The sequence below is a fragment of the Ruegeria sp. EL01 genome (genome assembly GCF_900313035.1).
Classification (GTDB): Bacteria; Pseudomonadota; Alphaproteobacteria; order Rhodobacterales; family Rhodobacteraceae; genus Ruegeria.
This window is the reverse complement of the sequence record NZ_OMPS01000037.1, coordinates 61,452-75,925: the sequence shown is the minus strand read 5'-3', so window position 1 is coordinate 75,925 and position 14,474 is coordinate 61,452. Positions and strand designations below refer to the sequence as shown.

General features: G+C 55.6%; 20 protein-coding genes. 16 read left to right on the top strand and 4 right to left on the bottom strand.

What is annotated here, in order from left to right; all coding sequences use genetic code 11:
• Positions 1-127 precede the first annotated feature (127 nt).
• Positions 128-670 (top strand): hypothetical protein, encoded by a 543-nt coding sequence (locus D9K61_RS14620; RefSeq protein WP_120633933.1) that lies wholly within the window; start codon positions 128-130, stop codon positions 668-670.
• A 647-nt stretch (positions 671-1,317) separates the two neighbouring features.
• Positions 1,318-2,175, top strand: coding sequence for a DMT family transporter (locus D9K61_RS14610; protein ID WP_120633931.1), 858 nt, complete (start codon positions 1,318-1,320; stop codon positions 2,173-2,175).
• On the opposite strand, the gene D9K61_RS14605 is transcribed toward D9K61_RS14610, so the two are convergent.
• Positions 2,172-2,978 carry a putative rhamnosyl transferase gene (locus tag D9K61_RS14605; protein ID WP_120633930.1) on the bottom strand — a complete coding sequence of 269 codons (807 nt, stop codon included), beginning with the start codon at positions 2,976-2,978 and terminating at the stop codon, positions 2,172-2,174. The two genes, D9K61_RS14610 and D9K61_RS14605, sit on opposite strands and share 4 nt — an antisense overlap.
• Before the next feature lie 394 nt (positions 2,979-3,372).
• Between D9K61_RS14605 and rpsL the strand changes: the two genes are divergently transcribed.
• The 4 genes from rpsL to tuf are packed head-to-tail and all read left to right on the top strand — an operon-like array spanning position 3,373 to position 7,599.
• Positions 3,373-3,744, top strand: a complete 372-nt coding sequence (gene rpsL / locus D9K61_RS14600; RefSeq protein WP_005621086.1) for a 30S ribosomal protein S12 — start codon at positions 3,373-3,375, stop codon at positions 3,742-3,744.
• A 15-nt stretch (positions 3,745-3,759) separates the two neighbouring features.
• Positions 3,760-4,230, top strand: a complete 471-nt coding sequence (gene rpsG, locus D9K61_RS14595; protein ID WP_008756926.1) for a 30S ribosomal protein S7 — start codon at positions 3,760-3,762, stop codon at positions 4,228-4,230.
• Positions 4,231-4,248: 18 nt separating this feature from the next.
• Complete coding sequence (gene fusA / locus D9K61_RS14590) at positions 4,249-6,366, top strand: elongation factor G (RefSeq protein ID WP_120633929.1); 2,118 nt, start codon at positions 4,249-4,251, stop codon at positions 6,364-6,366.
• A 57-nt stretch (positions 6,367-6,423) separates the two neighbouring features.
• Positions 6,424-7,599: an elongation factor Tu gene (tuf, locus tag D9K61_RS14585; protein ID WP_120633928.1), complete on the top strand. Its 1,176-nt coding sequence runs from the start codon at positions 6,424-6,426 to the stop codon at positions 7,597-7,599.
• Positions 7,600-7,673: 74 nt separating this feature from the next.
• Here the strand turns inward: tuf and D9K61_RS14580 are convergent, their stop codons facing one another.
• On the bottom strand, positions 7,674-8,069 hold the full coding sequence (locus D9K61_RS14580) for a hypothetical protein (protein WP_254055786.1): 396 nt from the start codon (positions 8,067-8,069) through the stop codon (positions 7,674-7,676).
• Positions 8,070-8,144: 75 nt separating this feature from the next.
• On the bottom strand, positions 8,145-8,513 hold the full coding sequence (locus D9K61_RS14575; RefSeq protein ID WP_120633926.1) for an antibiotic biosynthesis monooxygenase: 369 nt from the start codon (positions 8,511-8,513) through the stop codon (positions 8,145-8,147).
• Between the two features lie 80 nt (positions 8,514-8,593).
• Between D9K61_RS14575 and D9K61_RS14570 the strand changes: the two genes are divergently transcribed.
• A complete protein-coding gene (locus D9K61_RS14570; protein WP_120633925.1) occupies positions 8,594-9,034 on the top strand; it encodes a MarR family winged helix-turn-helix transcriptional regulator in 441 nt (146 codons plus the stop codon).
• A gap of 174 nt (positions 9,035-9,208) precedes the next feature.
• On the opposite strand, the gene D9K61_RS14565 is transcribed toward D9K61_RS14570, so the two are convergent.
• Positions 9,209-9,550 carry a RidA family protein gene (locus D9K61_RS14565; RefSeq protein ID WP_120633995.1) on the bottom strand — a complete coding sequence of 114 codons (342 nt, stop codon included), beginning with the start codon at positions 9,548-9,550 and terminating at the stop codon, positions 9,209-9,211.
• 78 nt (positions 9,551-9,628) lie between these two features.
• Between D9K61_RS14565 and D9K61_RS14560 the strand changes: the two genes are divergently transcribed.
• The 9 genes from D9K61_RS14560 (at position 9,629) to D9K61_RS26990 (ending at position 14,388) form a co-directional block, all read left to right on the top strand.
• Positions 9,629-9,859: a hypothetical protein gene (locus D9K61_RS14560; RefSeq protein WP_120633924.1), complete on the top strand. Its 231-nt coding sequence runs from the start codon at positions 9,629-9,631 to the stop codon at positions 9,857-9,859.
• Positions 9,849-10,271: a hypothetical protein gene (locus D9K61_RS14555; protein ID WP_120633923.1), complete on the top strand. Its 423-nt coding sequence runs from the start codon at positions 9,849-9,851 to the stop codon at positions 10,269-10,271. Before D9K61_RS14560 ends, D9K61_RS14555 begins: the two co-directional genes overlap by 11 nt.
• Before the next feature lie 452 nt (positions 10,272-10,723).
• Positions 10,724-11,623, top strand: coding sequence for a helix-turn-helix domain-containing protein (locus D9K61_RS14550; protein ID WP_162946912.1), 900 nt, complete (start codon positions 10,724-10,726; stop codon positions 11,621-11,623).
• 189 nt (positions 11,624-11,812) lie between these two features.
• Positions 11,813-12,127, top strand: a complete 315-nt coding sequence (rpsJ, locus tag D9K61_RS14545) for a 30S ribosomal protein S10 (RefSeq protein WP_037314942.1) — start codon at positions 11,813-11,815, stop codon at positions 12,125-12,127.
• A gap of 18 nt (positions 12,128-12,145) precedes the next feature.
• The gene (gene rplC / locus D9K61_RS14540) at positions 12,146-12,871 is read left to right on the top strand and encodes a 50S ribosomal protein L3 (RefSeq protein WP_120633921.1); all 726 of its coding nucleotides are present in this window, start codon (positions 12,146-12,148) and stop codon (positions 12,869-12,871) included.
• Entirely contained in the window at positions 12,868-13,485 is a 618-nt protein-coding gene (gene rplD / locus D9K61_RS14535; protein WP_120633920.1) for a 50S ribosomal protein L4, read from the top strand. The genes rplC and rplD overlap by 4 nt, the downstream gene beginning before the upstream one ends.
• The gene (locus D9K61_RS14530; protein WP_085823275.1) at positions 13,482-13,778 is read left to right on the top strand and encodes a 50S ribosomal protein L23; all 297 of its coding nucleotides are present in this window, start codon (positions 13,482-13,484) and stop codon (positions 13,776-13,778) included. The genes rplD and D9K61_RS14530 overlap by 4 nt, the downstream gene beginning before the upstream one ends.
• Before the next feature lie 148 nt (positions 13,779-13,926).
• Positions 13,927-14,145 (top strand): DUF6500 family protein, encoded by a 219-nt coding sequence (locus D9K61_RS14525; protein ID WP_120633994.1) that lies wholly within the window; start codon positions 13,927-13,929, stop codon positions 14,143-14,145.
• 66 nt (positions 14,146-14,211) lie between these two features.
• The gene (locus D9K61_RS26990) at positions 14,212-14,388 is read left to right on the top strand and encodes a hypothetical protein (RefSeq protein WP_162946911.1); all 177 of its coding nucleotides are present in this window, start codon (positions 14,212-14,214) and stop codon (positions 14,386-14,388) included.
• The last annotated feature ends 86 nt before the right edge of the window (positions 14,389-14,474 follow it).

Below are 14,474 nucleotides of genomic sequence, written 5' to 3'. Positions count from 1 at the left end.
GCGGGGCCTTTTTTTGCTGACTATCAAGTCGTGCGGTTCCTATTTCGCTGCAACTGCCGCTTGGAAGGGCTGCTTCGAGCCCTTCTTTGACATTGAGAATAGGTGCTCAGCGTGCGATGCACGAAGCATGGGCACGAATAACTTACTACGAGCACAAAGAGGCCAACCTACAAAACGGCAGAGCTGGCAAGCTGGGGCATTAATTGAGATTCCAATAGCTGAAAACTGTTGGGCATATGGGCAACTTGGGGAAGAGTATTTTGTCGCGGTATTTGAGGGATATTTCTCAGAACGCCCGGCAATCGAAGATTTGGTTCACCTACGGATGTTGTTCAAGTCCTTTGTCTATCGTGACGTTATTAGCAGAGGTTTTTGGCTGAAAGTTGGCCGGGTTGAGCCTCGAATCGATGTGATGAAGGAAGATTATCGTTTCAAGCAGGACAGTATTTCCGGGGCTCTTTCGCTTTATCATTCAGACTTTTCGGAGCAAGGCTGGGAACGGCCAGCGCTTCTGAGCGAGTGCCTTGGATTGGAATGCGTTGCTGTTTGGGAGGCAAGTCATGTTGAAGACCGGATCATTGCTGCGCGTAACGGCCACGAGTGTAAATGGGTCAGTTCCTTGGCGATAGATTTGCCAAGAGTTCCTGCACACCAGAACGACATTCATTGAGGATAAATGTCCGCTCTGTCTGCTCAGCGAACCTTGAGGTCGCCAGAACCGGCTCAATGTCCTAGCGAAAACGTCGGATGACCGGATTGAGCCCAAACCTACAACAAGGCTAAGTGTATTTCGGGCACCTCGATGGCATTTCCGCATGGAGCCTCGATTAGGTAAACAGGTGTGCCAATCGGCGCATCAAACTCGGCTGAGCGCTTTTGGGTCTCTATTTGATCCACGCCGCAGACTGAGCCAACGCTCCCGAATTCTAGGAATTTCGCCGGGGCGGTCTCAAAAATCTGGACACTTTGGCCATAGTCAAATTTCATATTTCTCGCTCCACTTGAAGAGTGCCATTAGAGAAAGGACCACAAAGCTCTTCGATATTCGAGCGAAATTTTAGGTTGAATTTACAATGGCAGCTTTGTCCACATACCTGACTTTGAGTGGATACGGCGAAAACTGCGACGTATCGCGGTCTTCTCGGATGATACCCATTCTGGTTAACCGCTTTGGGTTCCACCGCAAAGACCTCTGAATGATTGCCGATTTTCATCTCGAGAGCGTGTGAAACTTTCTTTGCTTGACCTCGCGGAGATTGACATCTCTTCAGCTTGTAAGACCAATGCGTCGACATCGTTGTTTCGGACCCACTCGCCATGACACCAAATACCAAGGGCGCGCTGTTGATGATGGGCAGCATGGCTGCCTTCACCTTGAACGACACGTTGGTGAAAATCGCACTGCAAGACCTGCCGCTTTTCCAGTTGGTCGCAATCCGAGGGATTCTGGCGGTTGTCCTTGTCTATTTCCTGGCGCGTTCCTTGGGTGCGCTGCACCTGAACTTTCCGCGCTATGACAAGTGGTTGGTTGCAATGCGTTGTATCGCTGAACTGTCTGCGACGTTCTTTTTCCTCACGGCATTGAAAAATATGCCTCTGGCCAACGTGACGGCTGTTCTTCAGGCGCTGCCCTTGACGGTCACCCTGGGCGCGGCGTTGCTTTTCTCGGAACACATCGGTTGGCGTCGCGTCTTGGCGATCACGCTGGGGTTTGCGGGCATGTTGTTGATCGTCAGACCGGGCCCCGACGGATTCAGCGTTTATTCGATTTATGCACTCATCGCGGTGGCATCTGTGACCGCTCGGGATCTGATTACCCGTCGCATGTCTGCAGACGTCCCTTCGATGGTCGTGACACTTGCAACATCCGTGTCAATTGCGCTGGCTGCAGCGGTTGCTTCGGTGTTCGAGGGTTGGGTGCCGGTTTCTGTCACAACGGGGGCGCTGGTGGCTGCGGCGGGGGTGTTTGTTTTGATGGGGTATTCGTTCAGCGTCATGGTGATGCGCCAAGGTGACGTCGGATTCGTGGCACCGTTCCGGTACTCCAGCCTGATCTGGGCCTTGGGTCTGGGCTGGGGCATATTTGGCGAATGGCCTGACAATCTGACGATGCTGGGGGCCGTGTTGATTGTAGGGGCTGGTCTGTTCACTTTGGTGCGGGAACGGTCACGTTAGCCTGTGGAATGAACCTTTCGGACCGTGTTCTGATCGATGGCAAAGCGCGCGATAAATTCGCTTTCGGCTTCCGATGACAAAAGCGGCAACTCTCGGGTGTCGTTGCGCGCATGATGAGAATCGTTGAAGCTGTTCAAGGCCCGCACCCACATCGGGGCGTCGGGAAAGCTGACCACGGGCATGAAGCGGCCGATCCTGTTGTGCGCGAAACTCATGATCGTTTGCGAGCAGTTTCCGGCGATGTACATGCCCAAGCCTACACCAAGAAGCGAATTGAAGATCGGTTTCGCGCGCACGCCATCCGGCTCGAACCGCGCAAGAAACCCGTTGTTGAAGTCGATGCCCACAGTCCTGTTACGCTCGATTACCCCACGGCTGTCATGGGCGGCAATACGTAGCCTTTCGACAAAGTCGACTGACACGGCGTCATCGTCGTCATGGCGGAATTGAAGACAGGGTTGGTCAGGGTTGTTGCGGGATGAATTGAGGATTTCTCTCATCACCGCCCGATGTTGGGCGGGCTCTCGCTCGAGTATTCGGATCTGCTTGATATCAGTGGTCAGATCCCTGAGCCGTTCACAGTGCTCTTTCGGGAGGCAATTTCCGATCACGATCAGAAACTCGAATTCTTCGTCGGTCTGTTCTCGAATACAGGGCAGGGTAGAGGATTCAAACAAGCGAAACCGTTCTTGCAATCGCGCGGGACTGTACAAATAGCTCCGCCGCGCTTCGATGGTTTCATGTTGGACTTGGTAGCCGCCAATTGCGGGATAGGAAAAGCGGCAGAGGCCGATGACTTGCATGATTTATCCACTGGCAGATCTCTGTTGTGACTATGCCGATGTCGCAGATGGGCTGCAACTGGCGAAGGTGCTGGAAACTTAGGGCCCGCCTTGATAAGTCAGTGCAATCAGGTTGGCCGGGTAGGCCAGCTGATGTGCTGTTGACACTCGGCCCGACTCTCCCTATTACGCGCACATCTCGGTGCGGGGGCCGCCCCATAACCGATTCCAGTAATGAACTGGTCAAGGCCCGGACACTTTTATCGTTCGCGCCCTCTGATAACAAACCGCGACGTTCACCTCGGAATGGGAACGCTCGCGGGTTTTGCGCTTGTGGACGCATAAGTGCAGCGAATTTAACCGCACGCAATGCGCGTGCATGTCATGTGTGTTGCAAAACGGGGATATAACCGGAATGCCAACGATCCAACAGCTGATCCGCAAGCCGCGGCAGCCGAAAGTAAAACGCTCGAAGTCCATGCACCTGGAGCAGTGCCCGCAAAAACGCGGCGTCTGTACACGTGTTTACACCACCACACCGAAAAAGCCGAACTCGGCTATGCGTAAGGTTGCCAAGGTGCGCCTGACCAACGGGTTCGAGGTCATCTCGTACATCCCCGGTGAAAGCCACAACCTGCAGGAACACTCGGTTGTTCTGATCCGTGGCGGCCGTGTAAAAGACCTTCCCGGTGTCCGTTACCACATCCTGCGCGGTGTTCTGGATACCCAAGGCGTCAAAGACCGTAAGCAACGTCGTTCGAAATACGGCGCGAAGCGTCCCAAATAAGAAGGAGAGGCTGATATGTCACGTCGTCACGCCGCTGAAAAACGCGAAGTCCTGCCTGACGCCAAATTTGGCGACAAGGTTCTGACTAAATTCATGAACAACCTGATGATCGACGGTAAAAAGTCGGTTGCAGAGCGCATCGTCTACAACGCATTTGACCGCGTTGAAGGCAAAATCAAGCGCGCCCCTGTCGAAGTGTTCCACGAAGCGCTCGACAACATCAAACCGTCGGTCGAGGTTCGCTCGCGCCGGGTTGGTGGTGCAACTTATCAGGTTCCGGTCGAAGTGCGCCCCGAGCGCCGCGAAGCACTGGCCATCCGTTGGCTGATTACTGCTGCGCGTGGCCGTAACGAAAACACCATGGAAGAGCGCCTTGCTGGCGAACTGCTGGACGCCGTACAGTCCCGCGGTACTGCCGTTAAGAAGCGCGAAGACACCCACAAGATGGCCGAGGCGAACAAAGCCTTCAGCCACTACCGTTGGTAATTCCAGAGGTTTATCAAAATGGCACGCGATTATACACTCAACCACTACCGTAACTTCGGTATCATGGCGCATATCGATGCAGGTAAAACCACCTGCTCGGAACGCATCCTGTACTACACCGGCAAATCCCACAACATTGGTGAGGTGCACGACGGTGCCGCCACCATGGACTGGATGGAGCAGGAGCAGGAACGCGGCATCACCATCACCTCGGCTGCGACCACCACCTTCTGGGAACGCACCGAAGATGGCGAAACTGCTGACTCGCCTAAGCACCGGCTGAACATCATCGACACCCCCGGCCACGTTGACTTCACCATTGAAGTTGAACGTTCGCTGGCGGTTCTCGACGGTGCGGTTTGCGTTCTGGACGCAAACGCCGGTGTTGAGCCTCAGACCGAAACCGTGTGGCGTCAGGCTGACCGCTACAAGGTTCCGCGTATGGTGTTCGTCAACAAGATGGACAAGATCGGCGCTGACTTCTTCAACTGCGTTCGCATGATCGAAGACCGCACCGGCGCACGTGCTGTTCCGGTTGGTATCCCGATCGGCGCAGAGACCGAGCTGGAAGGCCTGGTTGATCTGGTCACCATGGAAGAATGGCTGTGGCAGGGCGAAGACCTGGGCGCAAGCTGGATCAAAGCACCGATCCGTGACAGCCTGAAAGACATGGCTGACGAATGGCGCGGCAAGATGATCGAAGCGGCCGTCGAAATGGACGACGACGCGATGATGGAATACCTGGAAGGCAACGAGCCCGACGTTCCAACCCTGCGCGCCCTGCTGCGCAAAGGTACCTTGGAAATCGCGTTCGTTCCGGTTCTGGGTGGTTCCGCGTTCAAGAACAAAGGTGTTCAACCGCTGTTGAATGCTGTGATCGATTATCTGCCCAGCCCGCTGGACGTTGTCGATTACATGGGCTTCAAACCAGGTGACGAAACTGAAACCCGTGACATTCCGCGCCGCGCGGATGATGACATGGCGTTCTCGGGTCTGGCGTTCAAAATCATGAACGACCCCTTTGTTGGTTCGCTGACCTTTACCCGGATCTACTCGGGCGTCCTGAATAAGGGCGACACGTTGCTGAACTCGACCAAAGGCAAGAAAGAGCGCGTTGGCCGGATGATGATGATGCACTCGAACAACCGTGAAGAAATCACGGAAGCGTTCGCGGGCGACATTATCGCGTTGGCGGGTCTGAAAGACACCACAACCGGTGACACGCTTTGTGCTGTCAACGATCCGGTGGTACTGGAAACCATGACCTTCCCGAGCCCGGTGATCGAGATCGCGGTTGAGCCGAAGACAAAAGCCGACCAGGAGAAAATGTCCCAGGGTCTGGCCCGTCTGGCCGCCGAAGACCCGTCCTTCCGCGTGGAAACTGACATGGAATCCGGTCAGACTATCATGAAGGGCATGGGCGAACTTCACCTGGACATTCTGGTGGACCGTCTCAAGCGCGAGTTCAAGGTCGAGGCCAACATCGGTGCGCCGCAAGTGGCATACCGTGAAACCATCGGCCACGAAGCTGAAATCGTTTACACCCACAAGAAACAGTCGGGTGGATCGGGTCAGTTTGCTGAAGTGAAAATGATCATCACGCCAACCGAACCGGGCGAAGGCTATTCCTTCGAATCTCGCGTTGTTGGTGGTTCGGTGCCGAAGGAATATATCCCAGGCGTCGAAAAAGGGATCAGATCCGTCATGGATAGCGGCCCGCTGGCTGGCTTCCCCGTGATCGACTTCAAGGTTGCGCTGATCGAGGGTAAGTTCCACGACGTGGACTCCTCTGTTCTGGCCTTTGAAATTGCCGCACGCATGGGTATGCGTGAAGGTATGCGCAAAGCGGGCGCGAAACTGCTGGAACCGATCATGAAGGTCGAAGTGATCACCCCGGAAGAATATACCGGCGGGATCATCGGCGACCTGACATCGCGTCGGGGTCAGGTGTCTGGACAAGAACCCCGCGGCAACGCCATCGCAATCGACGCGAACGTGCCGCTGGCCAACATGTTCGGCTACATCAACACTCTGCGTTCGATGTCGTCGGGCCGTGCCCAGTTCACCATGCAGTTCTCGCATTACGATCCGGTTCCGCAGAACATCTCGGACGAGATTCAGGCGAAATACGCATAAGCGAAATCAGGGAAGGGGCGTTCGACCTCTTCCCTTTCTCAATGACAGGAGGCCATCATGGCAAAGGAAAAGTTTGAGCGTAATAAGCCGCACGTCAACATTGGAACGATTGGCCACGTTGACCACGGCAAGACCACGCTGACGGCAGCGATCACCAAGTATTTTGGTGACTTCCAAGCGTATGACCAGATTGACGGCGCGCCGGAAGAGAAAGCGCGTGGTATCACCATCTCGACCGCCCACGTGGAATACGAGACGGAAAACCGTCACTATGCCCACGTTGACTGCCCCGGCCACGCCGACTACGTCAAGAACATGATCACCGGTGCGGCGCAGATGGACGGCGCGATCCTGGTTGTGAACGCTGCTGACGGCCCGATGCCGCAGACACGTGAACACATCCTGCTGGGCCGCCAGGTTGGCATCCCGACCATGGTCGTGTTCATGAACAAAGTGGACCAGGTTGACGACGAAGAGCTGCTGGAACTGGTGGAAATGGAAATCCGCGAACTGCTGTCTTCGTATGAATACCCCGGCGACGACATTCCGATCATTGCCGGTTCGGCTCTGGCCGCGATGGAAGGCAACAACCCGGAAATCGGCGAGGAATCCATCCGCAAGCTGATGGCGGCTGTGGACGAGTACATCCCGACACCTGAGCGCGCTATTGACCAGCCCTTCCTGATGCCGGTCGAAGACGTGTTCTCGATCTCGGGTCGTGGTACGGTTGTGACCGGCCGTGTTGAGCGTGGCGTGATCAATGTTGGCGACGAGATCGAAATCGTCGGCATCCGCGACACCAAGAAAACCACCTGTACCGGTGTTGAAATGTTCCGCAAGCTGCTGGACCGCGGTGAAGCGGGCGACAACATTGGCGCCCTGCTGCGTGGTATCGACCGTGAAGGTGTTGAGCGTGGTCAGGTTCTGTGTAAGCCGGGTTCGGTTACACCGCACACCAAGTTCGAAGCCGAAGCCTATATCCTGACCAAGGAAGAGGGTGGCCGTCACACGCCGTTCTTCGCGAACTACCGCCCGCAGTTCTACTTCCGGACCACGGACGTAACCGGCACCGTGACCCTGGCAGCAGGCACCGAGATGGTTATGCCTGGCGACAACGTGTCGTTCGAAGTTGAGCTGATCGCACCGATCGCGATGGAAAACGGCCTGCGCTTTGCCATCCGCGAAGGCGGCCGCACCGTCGGCGCCGGCGTCGTGTCGAAGATCGTAGAGTAATCGGCAGGCCGGGCGTCAGCCCGCCACATTGGTGAACTAAAGAAGGCCGCCCAACAACGGGCGGCCTTTTTGCGTCACTTCCTTGGCGCAGCCCTTCTTCGCCTGCTCATCGACCGACCATCGCGGATACTCATCCCCATCAAAATCAAATTTGTTGCACCCGCGATAAGTTCAATGATCTGAACAGTGTAAAAGCGCGTATCGAACGAGCCGACGTTGGCCTTCGCGCTCAGATATAGCGCCGCAGGAACCAGAATTAGCAAGCCGTTCATGGCGATGATTGGCATCCTCTTCTTCTTGGCCATCGCTGGTGCGTCTATGCGGCTGTGCCCCATGGAAAATCCTGATGCTCCGACGATGATCATCGCAGGTACGAGGATAAAGAGCCCGGCGACGATCATAGATTTTACTGTCGTGACAGTCGCGTAGGTTCCAAACAATTCGCTGGAGATGGTGGTGGTCCAGAACACCAAGATCGTCAAAAACCCAACTAATCCGGCGATCGGGTGGATAGCTCTCAACATGTGGCTGCTCCAATCATAGTGTTATGCGACACAGTGGTTTTCGACCGCAAGCTTTCGAAAAAGATGTGGCCGCGCCATCGCGCTGTCGGGGTATTCGGCGATGCGACGCTGAAATTCGGGGTGAGTGAAAGCGTCGCGGAAGCTTTTGACATCCTGCCAAACGGCGTAGTTCACGAACGTCGAACTGCCTGCGATACCTTTGTGAATCTGGGTCGAAATGTAACCCGGTTGGGCTTTCATGAAATCTGCATCATGTGCCCAGGCCTTGAGCAAAGCAGCCTCGTCTTTCGCATCAACCGTAAACAGGTTGATTAGAACGATTGGACCTTCCTCCGTTTGCAGTTGGTCGGCCAGGGTGGTCACTTGATCTAGTTCTTCGATGCCAGCCATCACAGATCCTTTTCAGAGATTATAAACATAGCAAGCTATGTAATATTGCATAGCTTGCTATTCAAGCTTAAAATTCAAATATGGAATTTAGGAAAGAAGACTCGGCCGGATACTTGGTCAATCACATTGCGCGTCTGTTCGCCAGAGATTTACAGCAACGAATTGCACCTCTTGGCATCGTTATCGGGCAATTCCCAATCTTGTTGGAGCTATGGCTCAAGGATGGCGTCTCGCAGAAGGACTTGTTGGCGAAGATTGACGTTGAACAAGCAACCTTGGCCAACACGCTCAACCGAATGGAGCGCGATGGCCTGATAAAGCGAACGAAAAACCCTTCTGATGCCCGAGCACAATTGATCTGGCTGACAGACAAATCTGCCGCATTGCGGGAAAATGCCTATGACAGCGCGCAGAATGTGAACGCCGAAGCGTTGAAGGTTCTGACTGTCTCTGAGCAGGAGCGATTCATGGTGTTAATGCGCCGTATTATCTCTGGCATGCGGGCACCTCAGCGCAAATAAGATGAGATCCCGGTTCCAGGGTTGGAAGAGGGTTGGCGACGCCCCTCTCTTTGCGCCCCAACCCTCTGCCCAAATCGGCTGACTATTACGTCCATACATGACTGACGGCATTCGATCATCGGATATTTGATGCTCGCTCTTACGAGATCGTCAACATCGCCAGTCCAACTGATCTCAGTCGTAGGCCGCATCCACAGTGAATTCGACCTTGAGCTCGGCCCGCGCCAACTTGGCTTCTCCGCAAGCGCGTGCGGGGGCGTGACCCGCTGGAACCCACGCGTTCCAGACCTCATTCAGACCGGCAAAGTCTTTCATATCGGCCAGCCAGATCGTCACACGCAGCATGTTGTTTCGCGATGAGCCCGCTTTTTCCAAAAGGGCATCAATCTTGTCCAGACAGATGCGGACCTGCTCTTGAATTGTCTCACCTTCGGCGACCTGTCCGGTCAGGTAGGCGACACCGTTATGCTTCACAATCTTGGACGAACGTTCGCCGGTTTCTATGCGTTCAATCATGGGGTCATCCTCATTTGTCTGGTCAATCGGACGCACGTGTCGTGCACGACCGCCGCCGTTCATGACCATAGTTCCAGATTGAGGCAAACAGAAACTTATGTAGGGAAATTCAAGAAACCTGAAGTTGCGGCGTTTCGGGCGCCGTTCGACAACAAGGTGGTGAATGGCCTGATCTCTTATGTGGGCTTTCCGGCGCTTGTCATTTCTCATCTGTCTACCGCCTCGGTCGATATTGGCATCTTTCTTAATGTGATGGCGGCCGCAGTTCTGATCGTTGTCATTTGGCGTGCTTGGATACATGGCGCTTAGATTTCTGGGATGTTCCACCCCGGCCTTTCTGGGCCCGCTGATGTACGGAAATATCGGGGGTATCGGCCTGCCGGTTACGCTTTTGGCGTTTGGCGATACCGGCATGGCCTACACGATGGGCTTCTCGCTGGCCTCGTTCAAGGTCCGCAATGCAAAGAAGGCCATCATCTTGACCATTCTGCATCTGGCGCTCGCCGTGATTGTTGCGATCGCTGTTGTTAGAATGTTCGGATTTGCCGGAACCGAGCGCGGGGTGGTGATCCTGAACTGCCTCATGCCGTCTTCAGTGGCCAACTACCTGGTTATCGACCAGTATCTGCCGGACGAGGCCCCGGATGTGGCAGGCTTCATCCTGCTATCGACTTTGGCTGCCTTGCTCGTGCTGCCGTTGGCACTGACCTATTGGATATGATGGCAGCGGTATCCGTCCCCAAGGACCATTGCAGGGCTGGAGTAACAGGAACCTTCTGGCCAAGCTGACAAAGACCGCCCCCTCAATCAGTTCTTACCTTCAGTGCAGACAGGCCCCTGAGCTGTCTACGCTGTTTTGACCATCCCGGCCTGCGTTGCATACTGCGGCGTGCACGCTCTTTTGGTGTTACAGCGGCGCGTCGTGCGGTCTGATTTCGGCGCAAAGACGGGAAAATTACTGCAATCGCGTTGGATGTTACGGGGATGCGTCGGGTCATCTGGGCACTCTCCTGACGGGGCGAACTCCAGATATCTTGAGCGTGCTATCCGCTTTTCGTAACTGACGTAAGCCGCGCTCTGGTAAGTTGCCGTAAGCAATCCGTAACCGGCTTTGTAATTTGGCTGGCGGGATGCCATTGTGGTCTATCAATGTTGTCTTGTTTGATTGGGCCAATGACCAACACACCGTCCCGATTTGCGCGCATGCTCAGGACGCACCGCACGGCACACGGTCGCGAAGGCCGCATGACACAAGAAGAGCTCGCGGACGCGTTGGGAGTGAGCGTTGATGCCGTCGGAAAATACGAGCGCTCTGTATCGTTCATCCGTGGTGACCTTGAGCACCGATTGTCAGACCGCCTTGGGTGGAGGCGTGAGGATGTAGTGGCCTGCCGCAAGGACTGGGATGCCCGAGCAAAGAACCCGCCACAATGTCAGTATCGCCAACTGGATGATGTGCTGGTCGACAAGATATTTGCTGGCTCCTGGCGGGACGCGAGCCTCGCATCGATCGCGCTTGCCGATGCGGACCTTGGTGATCTGCCTTCAGGTTTTGAGCCAAGTGTAGATGTGTTTTTGCCGATTTACGAAACCCATCGCGAACATTGGGGTGCGATCATGTGCGGCGATACGATGGTCGCGAAATGGACGCTCCCCTTCCTGTTGCCCGAAGATGAAGCTCTGTTCAGAACCGGCAAACTGATTGAGGCTGATCTGTCAGCGGATCGGCTTCATCGCCCCATCCTGCCGGGTTCGTATTTCGGCTATTGCCCAGCCTTGATCGTGCGCTCGGGTCATGCCGGGGCAAGTGCGCTGCTGATGGCGTCTTTTGTCACGTTTCTTGAGGCGATGGCCGAGCGGGATGTCCTGCTGCACGGCATCGGTACCATCTCGGTCTCTGCCGGTGGCGCCCAGATTTGCCGGGATATTGGTATGACCTGTTTGGGGCACCATGCATTGGACCCGGGGTTTGGTATCTGGGAATTACCCGGCCATGGCGTGCCCGGATCAGTATTCGGCCGACGCAGCGCGCTTTTGCAGGAACGCTATTCTGCGGCTTATGGCGGATCCTGACCATCACGCGCAGGGGCGGGTTAGCACGTTTCATTTCTCCCTTGCCAAACCCCCCACGTCCCTGTAAATCGCGCGAGTTCTCTATAAGAACATCAAGGCGGGGTGATTCCCGCCTTTTGGGTTCGAAGAGGGTTGGCGATGCGCGCTTGTCCTCCTCTCAACCTCAACGCCTGATAAAAGGCTGTTATTATGCAAAGCCAAAATATCCGTATTCGGCTCAAGGCATTTGACTATCGCGTTCTGGATGCCAGCACGCAAGAGATCGTCAACACTGCCAAGCGGACCGGCGCGAACGTGCGCGGCCCGATCCCGCTGCCGAACAAGATCGAGAAGTTCACGGTTCTCCGTGGCCCTCACGTTGACAAGAAATCCCGCGACCAGTTCGAGATCCGTACGCACAAGCGTATGCTCGACATCGTTGATCCGACCCCCCAGACCGTTGACGCGCTGATGAAGCTCGACCTCGCTGCTGGTGTGGACGTCGAGATCAAGTTGCAGTCGTAAGATCGGAGGGTATTGATTATGCGCTCTGGTATTATCGCAAAAAAAGTCGGCATGACCCGCCTGTTCATGGAAGACGGCAAGCAGATTCCTGTGACCGTTCTTCACCTGGACAACCTGCAGGTCGTTGCACAGCGCACCGATGAGCAAGACGGTTATACCGCTGTTCAGCTGGGTGCCGGTGCCGCCAAGGCAAAACGCACTTCGAAGGCGATGCGCGGTCACTATGCCGCTGCAAAGGTCGAGCCCAAGCGTAAGCTGGCCGAGTTCCGCGTTTCCGCTGATGGCCTGATCGAAGTGGGTGCCGAAATCTCGGCAGAACACTTCCTGGAAGGTCAGAAGGTTGACGTTTCGGGCACCTCGATCGGTAAAGGCTTTGCTGGGGCAATGAAGCGCCACAACTTTGGTGGTCTTCGCGCCTCGCACGGTGTTTCGATCAGCCACCGTTCGCACGGTTCAACTGGCCAGTGTCAGGATCCGGGCAAGGTGTTCAAAGGCAAGAAGATGGCCGGTCACATGGGTGCTGCCCGTGTTACCACCCAGAACCTGGAAGTCGTCAAAACTGACGCCGACCGTGGTCTGGTGTTCATCAAAGGCGCCGTTCCTGGACCGAAATCGGGCTGGGTTACCGTCAAGGACGCCGTCAAGAAGAAAGCACCCGAAGGTCTGCCTTTCCCGGCAGCCGTAAAAGGTGTCGCAACTGAAGCACCTGCGGAAGAAGCTCCCGCGGAAGGTGGTGAAGCATGAAACTTGATGTAATCAAACTGGACGGCGGCAAAGCCGGCAACATCGAGCTGGATGCAGACCTGTTCGGCCTCGAGCCGCGCGCGGACATCCTGCACCGTGTGGTCCGTTGGCAGCGCAACAACGCGCAGGCTGGCACCCACAAGGTCAAGACCCGCTCGGAAGTGTCCTACTCGACCAAGAAGATCTATCGCCAAAAAGGCACCGGTGGCGCACGCCACGGCGCACGTTCGGCACCGATCTTCCGGGGTGGTGGCGTTTACAAAGGTCCCGTCGTGCGCTCGCACGGTCACGACCTGCCGAAAAAGTTCCGCAAACTCGGTCTGCGCCATGCGCTATCTGCCAAAATGGCAGCTGGTGAACTGGTCGTGATCGAAGACGCCGCATCCGAGGGCAAGACTGCCGCTCTGGCCAAACAGGTTGCAAATCTGGGCTGGAAACGCGCTCTGGTCATCGACGGCGCGACCGTGAACGAAGGTTTCCTGAAGGCGTCGCGCAACATCGAAGGTTTGGATATCCTGCCGTCGATGGGTGCAAATGTTTATGACATCCTCAAGCGTGACACTCTGGTGCTCACCAAAGCGGGTGTCGAAGCACTGGAGGCTCGACTGAAATGAGCGCGAAGGCAGAACACTACGACGTGATCCGCAAGCCGATCGTCACCGAAAAGTCGACTATGGCGTCCGAGAATGGCGCGATTGTCTTTGAAGTAGCGATCGACAGCAATAAACCGCAGATCAAAGAAGCGGTTGAATCGCTGTTTGGTGTCAAGGTGAAGGCGGTCAACACCACCATCACCAAAGGCAAGGTCAAGCGGTTCCGCGGCCAGTTGGGCAAGCGGAAAGACGTCAAGAAAGCATATGTGACCCTGGAAGAGGGTAACACCATCGACATCTCTACCGGTCTCTGATCGGACCTGTCTTTGGAGCGAGATAAAGGCCCCCGCGCAAGCGGGGGTTCTTTTGTTTTAGCGACCGCCTGTTTTGGCCCACGCTTGCCAGATTCCAATCACTCAAGCGGTGTGCTACTGGCCTAAGGGCAACGACGGAGCGACCACATTGAGATCAAGTCTGAGAGCCAAGGCCACCGCAGTCTGCAACGAAAAGATTGCCAAGAAAGCTGAGGCCGTTGGCCTGTCGTTCTGCGCGTTTTTTGCCAATAAGAACGATGATCCAGAATTGCTTATGGAAGCAGCGGAGTGGTGGATCAAAAAGCACAAGCTGGATCATTTCGAGAAGGCGGTGAAGATCCGCGACATGATTAACTCGGGTGCCTGAGGCGCTGCGGCAATGCCCGCGCTGCCGCCGTTGCCCCGGGCGCGGGATGCGGATAGGGTCACCCTCATGAAACATGTCCCCAAAGAAACGACGGATGAAGCCCTTATTCAGGAGTTCCTGAATAAAGGAGGCAAAGTCAGCGTCGGCAAGACCAAACCCGCGCCCGCTGAGCTTGGTCTGAGCAAGAATGTTTGGAACGCCAAACTGACCAAAGAAGAGAAAGCCGCGCGCGACAAGAAGTGATCGTGCGGGGCCGGTTGGGCAAGCGGAAAGATGTTAAGAAAGCATGTAACCCTGGAAGAGGGGAGCATTGTCGACGTGACCACCTG

Bases quoted from the DNA above. Each gene is read 5' to 3' on its own strand.
- D9K61_RS14620 (WP_120633933.1), top strand. From the start codon at position 128: ATGGGCACGAATAACTTACTACGAGCACAAAGAGGCCAACCTACAAAA.
- D9K61_RS14610 (WP_120633931.1), top strand. From the start codon at position 1,318: ATGACACCAAATACCAAGGGCGCGCTGTTGATGATGGGCAGCATGGCT.
- D9K61_RS14605 (WP_120633930.1), bottom strand. From the start codon at position 2,978: ATGCAAGTCATCGGCCTCTGCCGCTTTTCCTATCCCGCAATTGGCGGC.
- rpsL (WP_005621086.1), top strand. From the start codon at position 3,373: ATGCCAACGATCCAACAGCTGATCCGCAAGCCGCGGCAGCCGAAAGTA.
- rpsG (WP_008756926.1), top strand. From the start codon at position 3,760: ATGTCACGTCGTCACGCCGCTGAAAAACGCGAAGTCCTGCCTGACGCC.
- fusA (WP_120633929.1), top strand. From the start codon at position 4,249: ATGGCACGCGATTATACACTCAACCACTACCGTAACTTCGGTATCATG.
- tuf (WP_120633928.1), top strand. From the start codon at position 6,424: ATGGCAAAGGAAAAGTTTGAGCGTAATAAGCCGCACGTCAACATTGGA.
- D9K61_RS14575 (WP_120633926.1), bottom strand. From the start codon at position 8,513: ATGGCTGGCATCGAAGAACTAGATCAAGTGACCACCCTGGCCGACCAA.
- D9K61_RS14570 (WP_120633925.1), top strand. From the start codon at position 8,594: ATGGAATTTAGGAAAGAAGACTCGGCCGGATACTTGGTCAATCACATT.
- D9K61_RS14565 (WP_120633995.1), bottom strand. From the start codon at position 9,550: ATGATTGAACGCATAGAAACCGGCGAACGTTCGTCCAAGATTGTGAAG.
- D9K61_RS14555 (WP_120633923.1), top strand. From the start codon at position 9,849: ATGGCGCTTAGATTTCTGGGATGTTCCACCCCGGCCTTTCTGGGCCCG.
- D9K61_RS14550 (WP_162946912.1), top strand. From the start codon at position 10,724: ATGACCAACACACCGTCCCGATTTGCGCGCATGCTCAGGACGCACCGC.
- rpsJ (WP_037314942.1), top strand. From the start codon at position 11,813: ATGCAAAGCCAAAATATCCGTATTCGGCTCAAGGCATTTGACTATCGC.
- rplC (WP_120633921.1), top strand. From the start codon at position 12,146: ATGCGCTCTGGTATTATCGCAAAAAAAGTCGGCATGACCCGCCTGTTC.
- rplD (WP_120633920.1), top strand. From the start codon at position 12,868: ATGAAACTTGATGTAATCAAACTGGACGGCGGCAAAGCCGGCAACATC.
- D9K61_RS14530 (WP_085823275.1), top strand. From the start codon at position 13,482: ATGAGCGCGAAGGCAGAACACTACGACGTGATCCGCAAGCCGATCGTC.
- D9K61_RS26990 (WP_162946911.1), top strand. From the start codon at position 14,212: ATGAAACATGTCCCCAAAGAAACGACGGATGAAGCCCTTATTCAGGAG.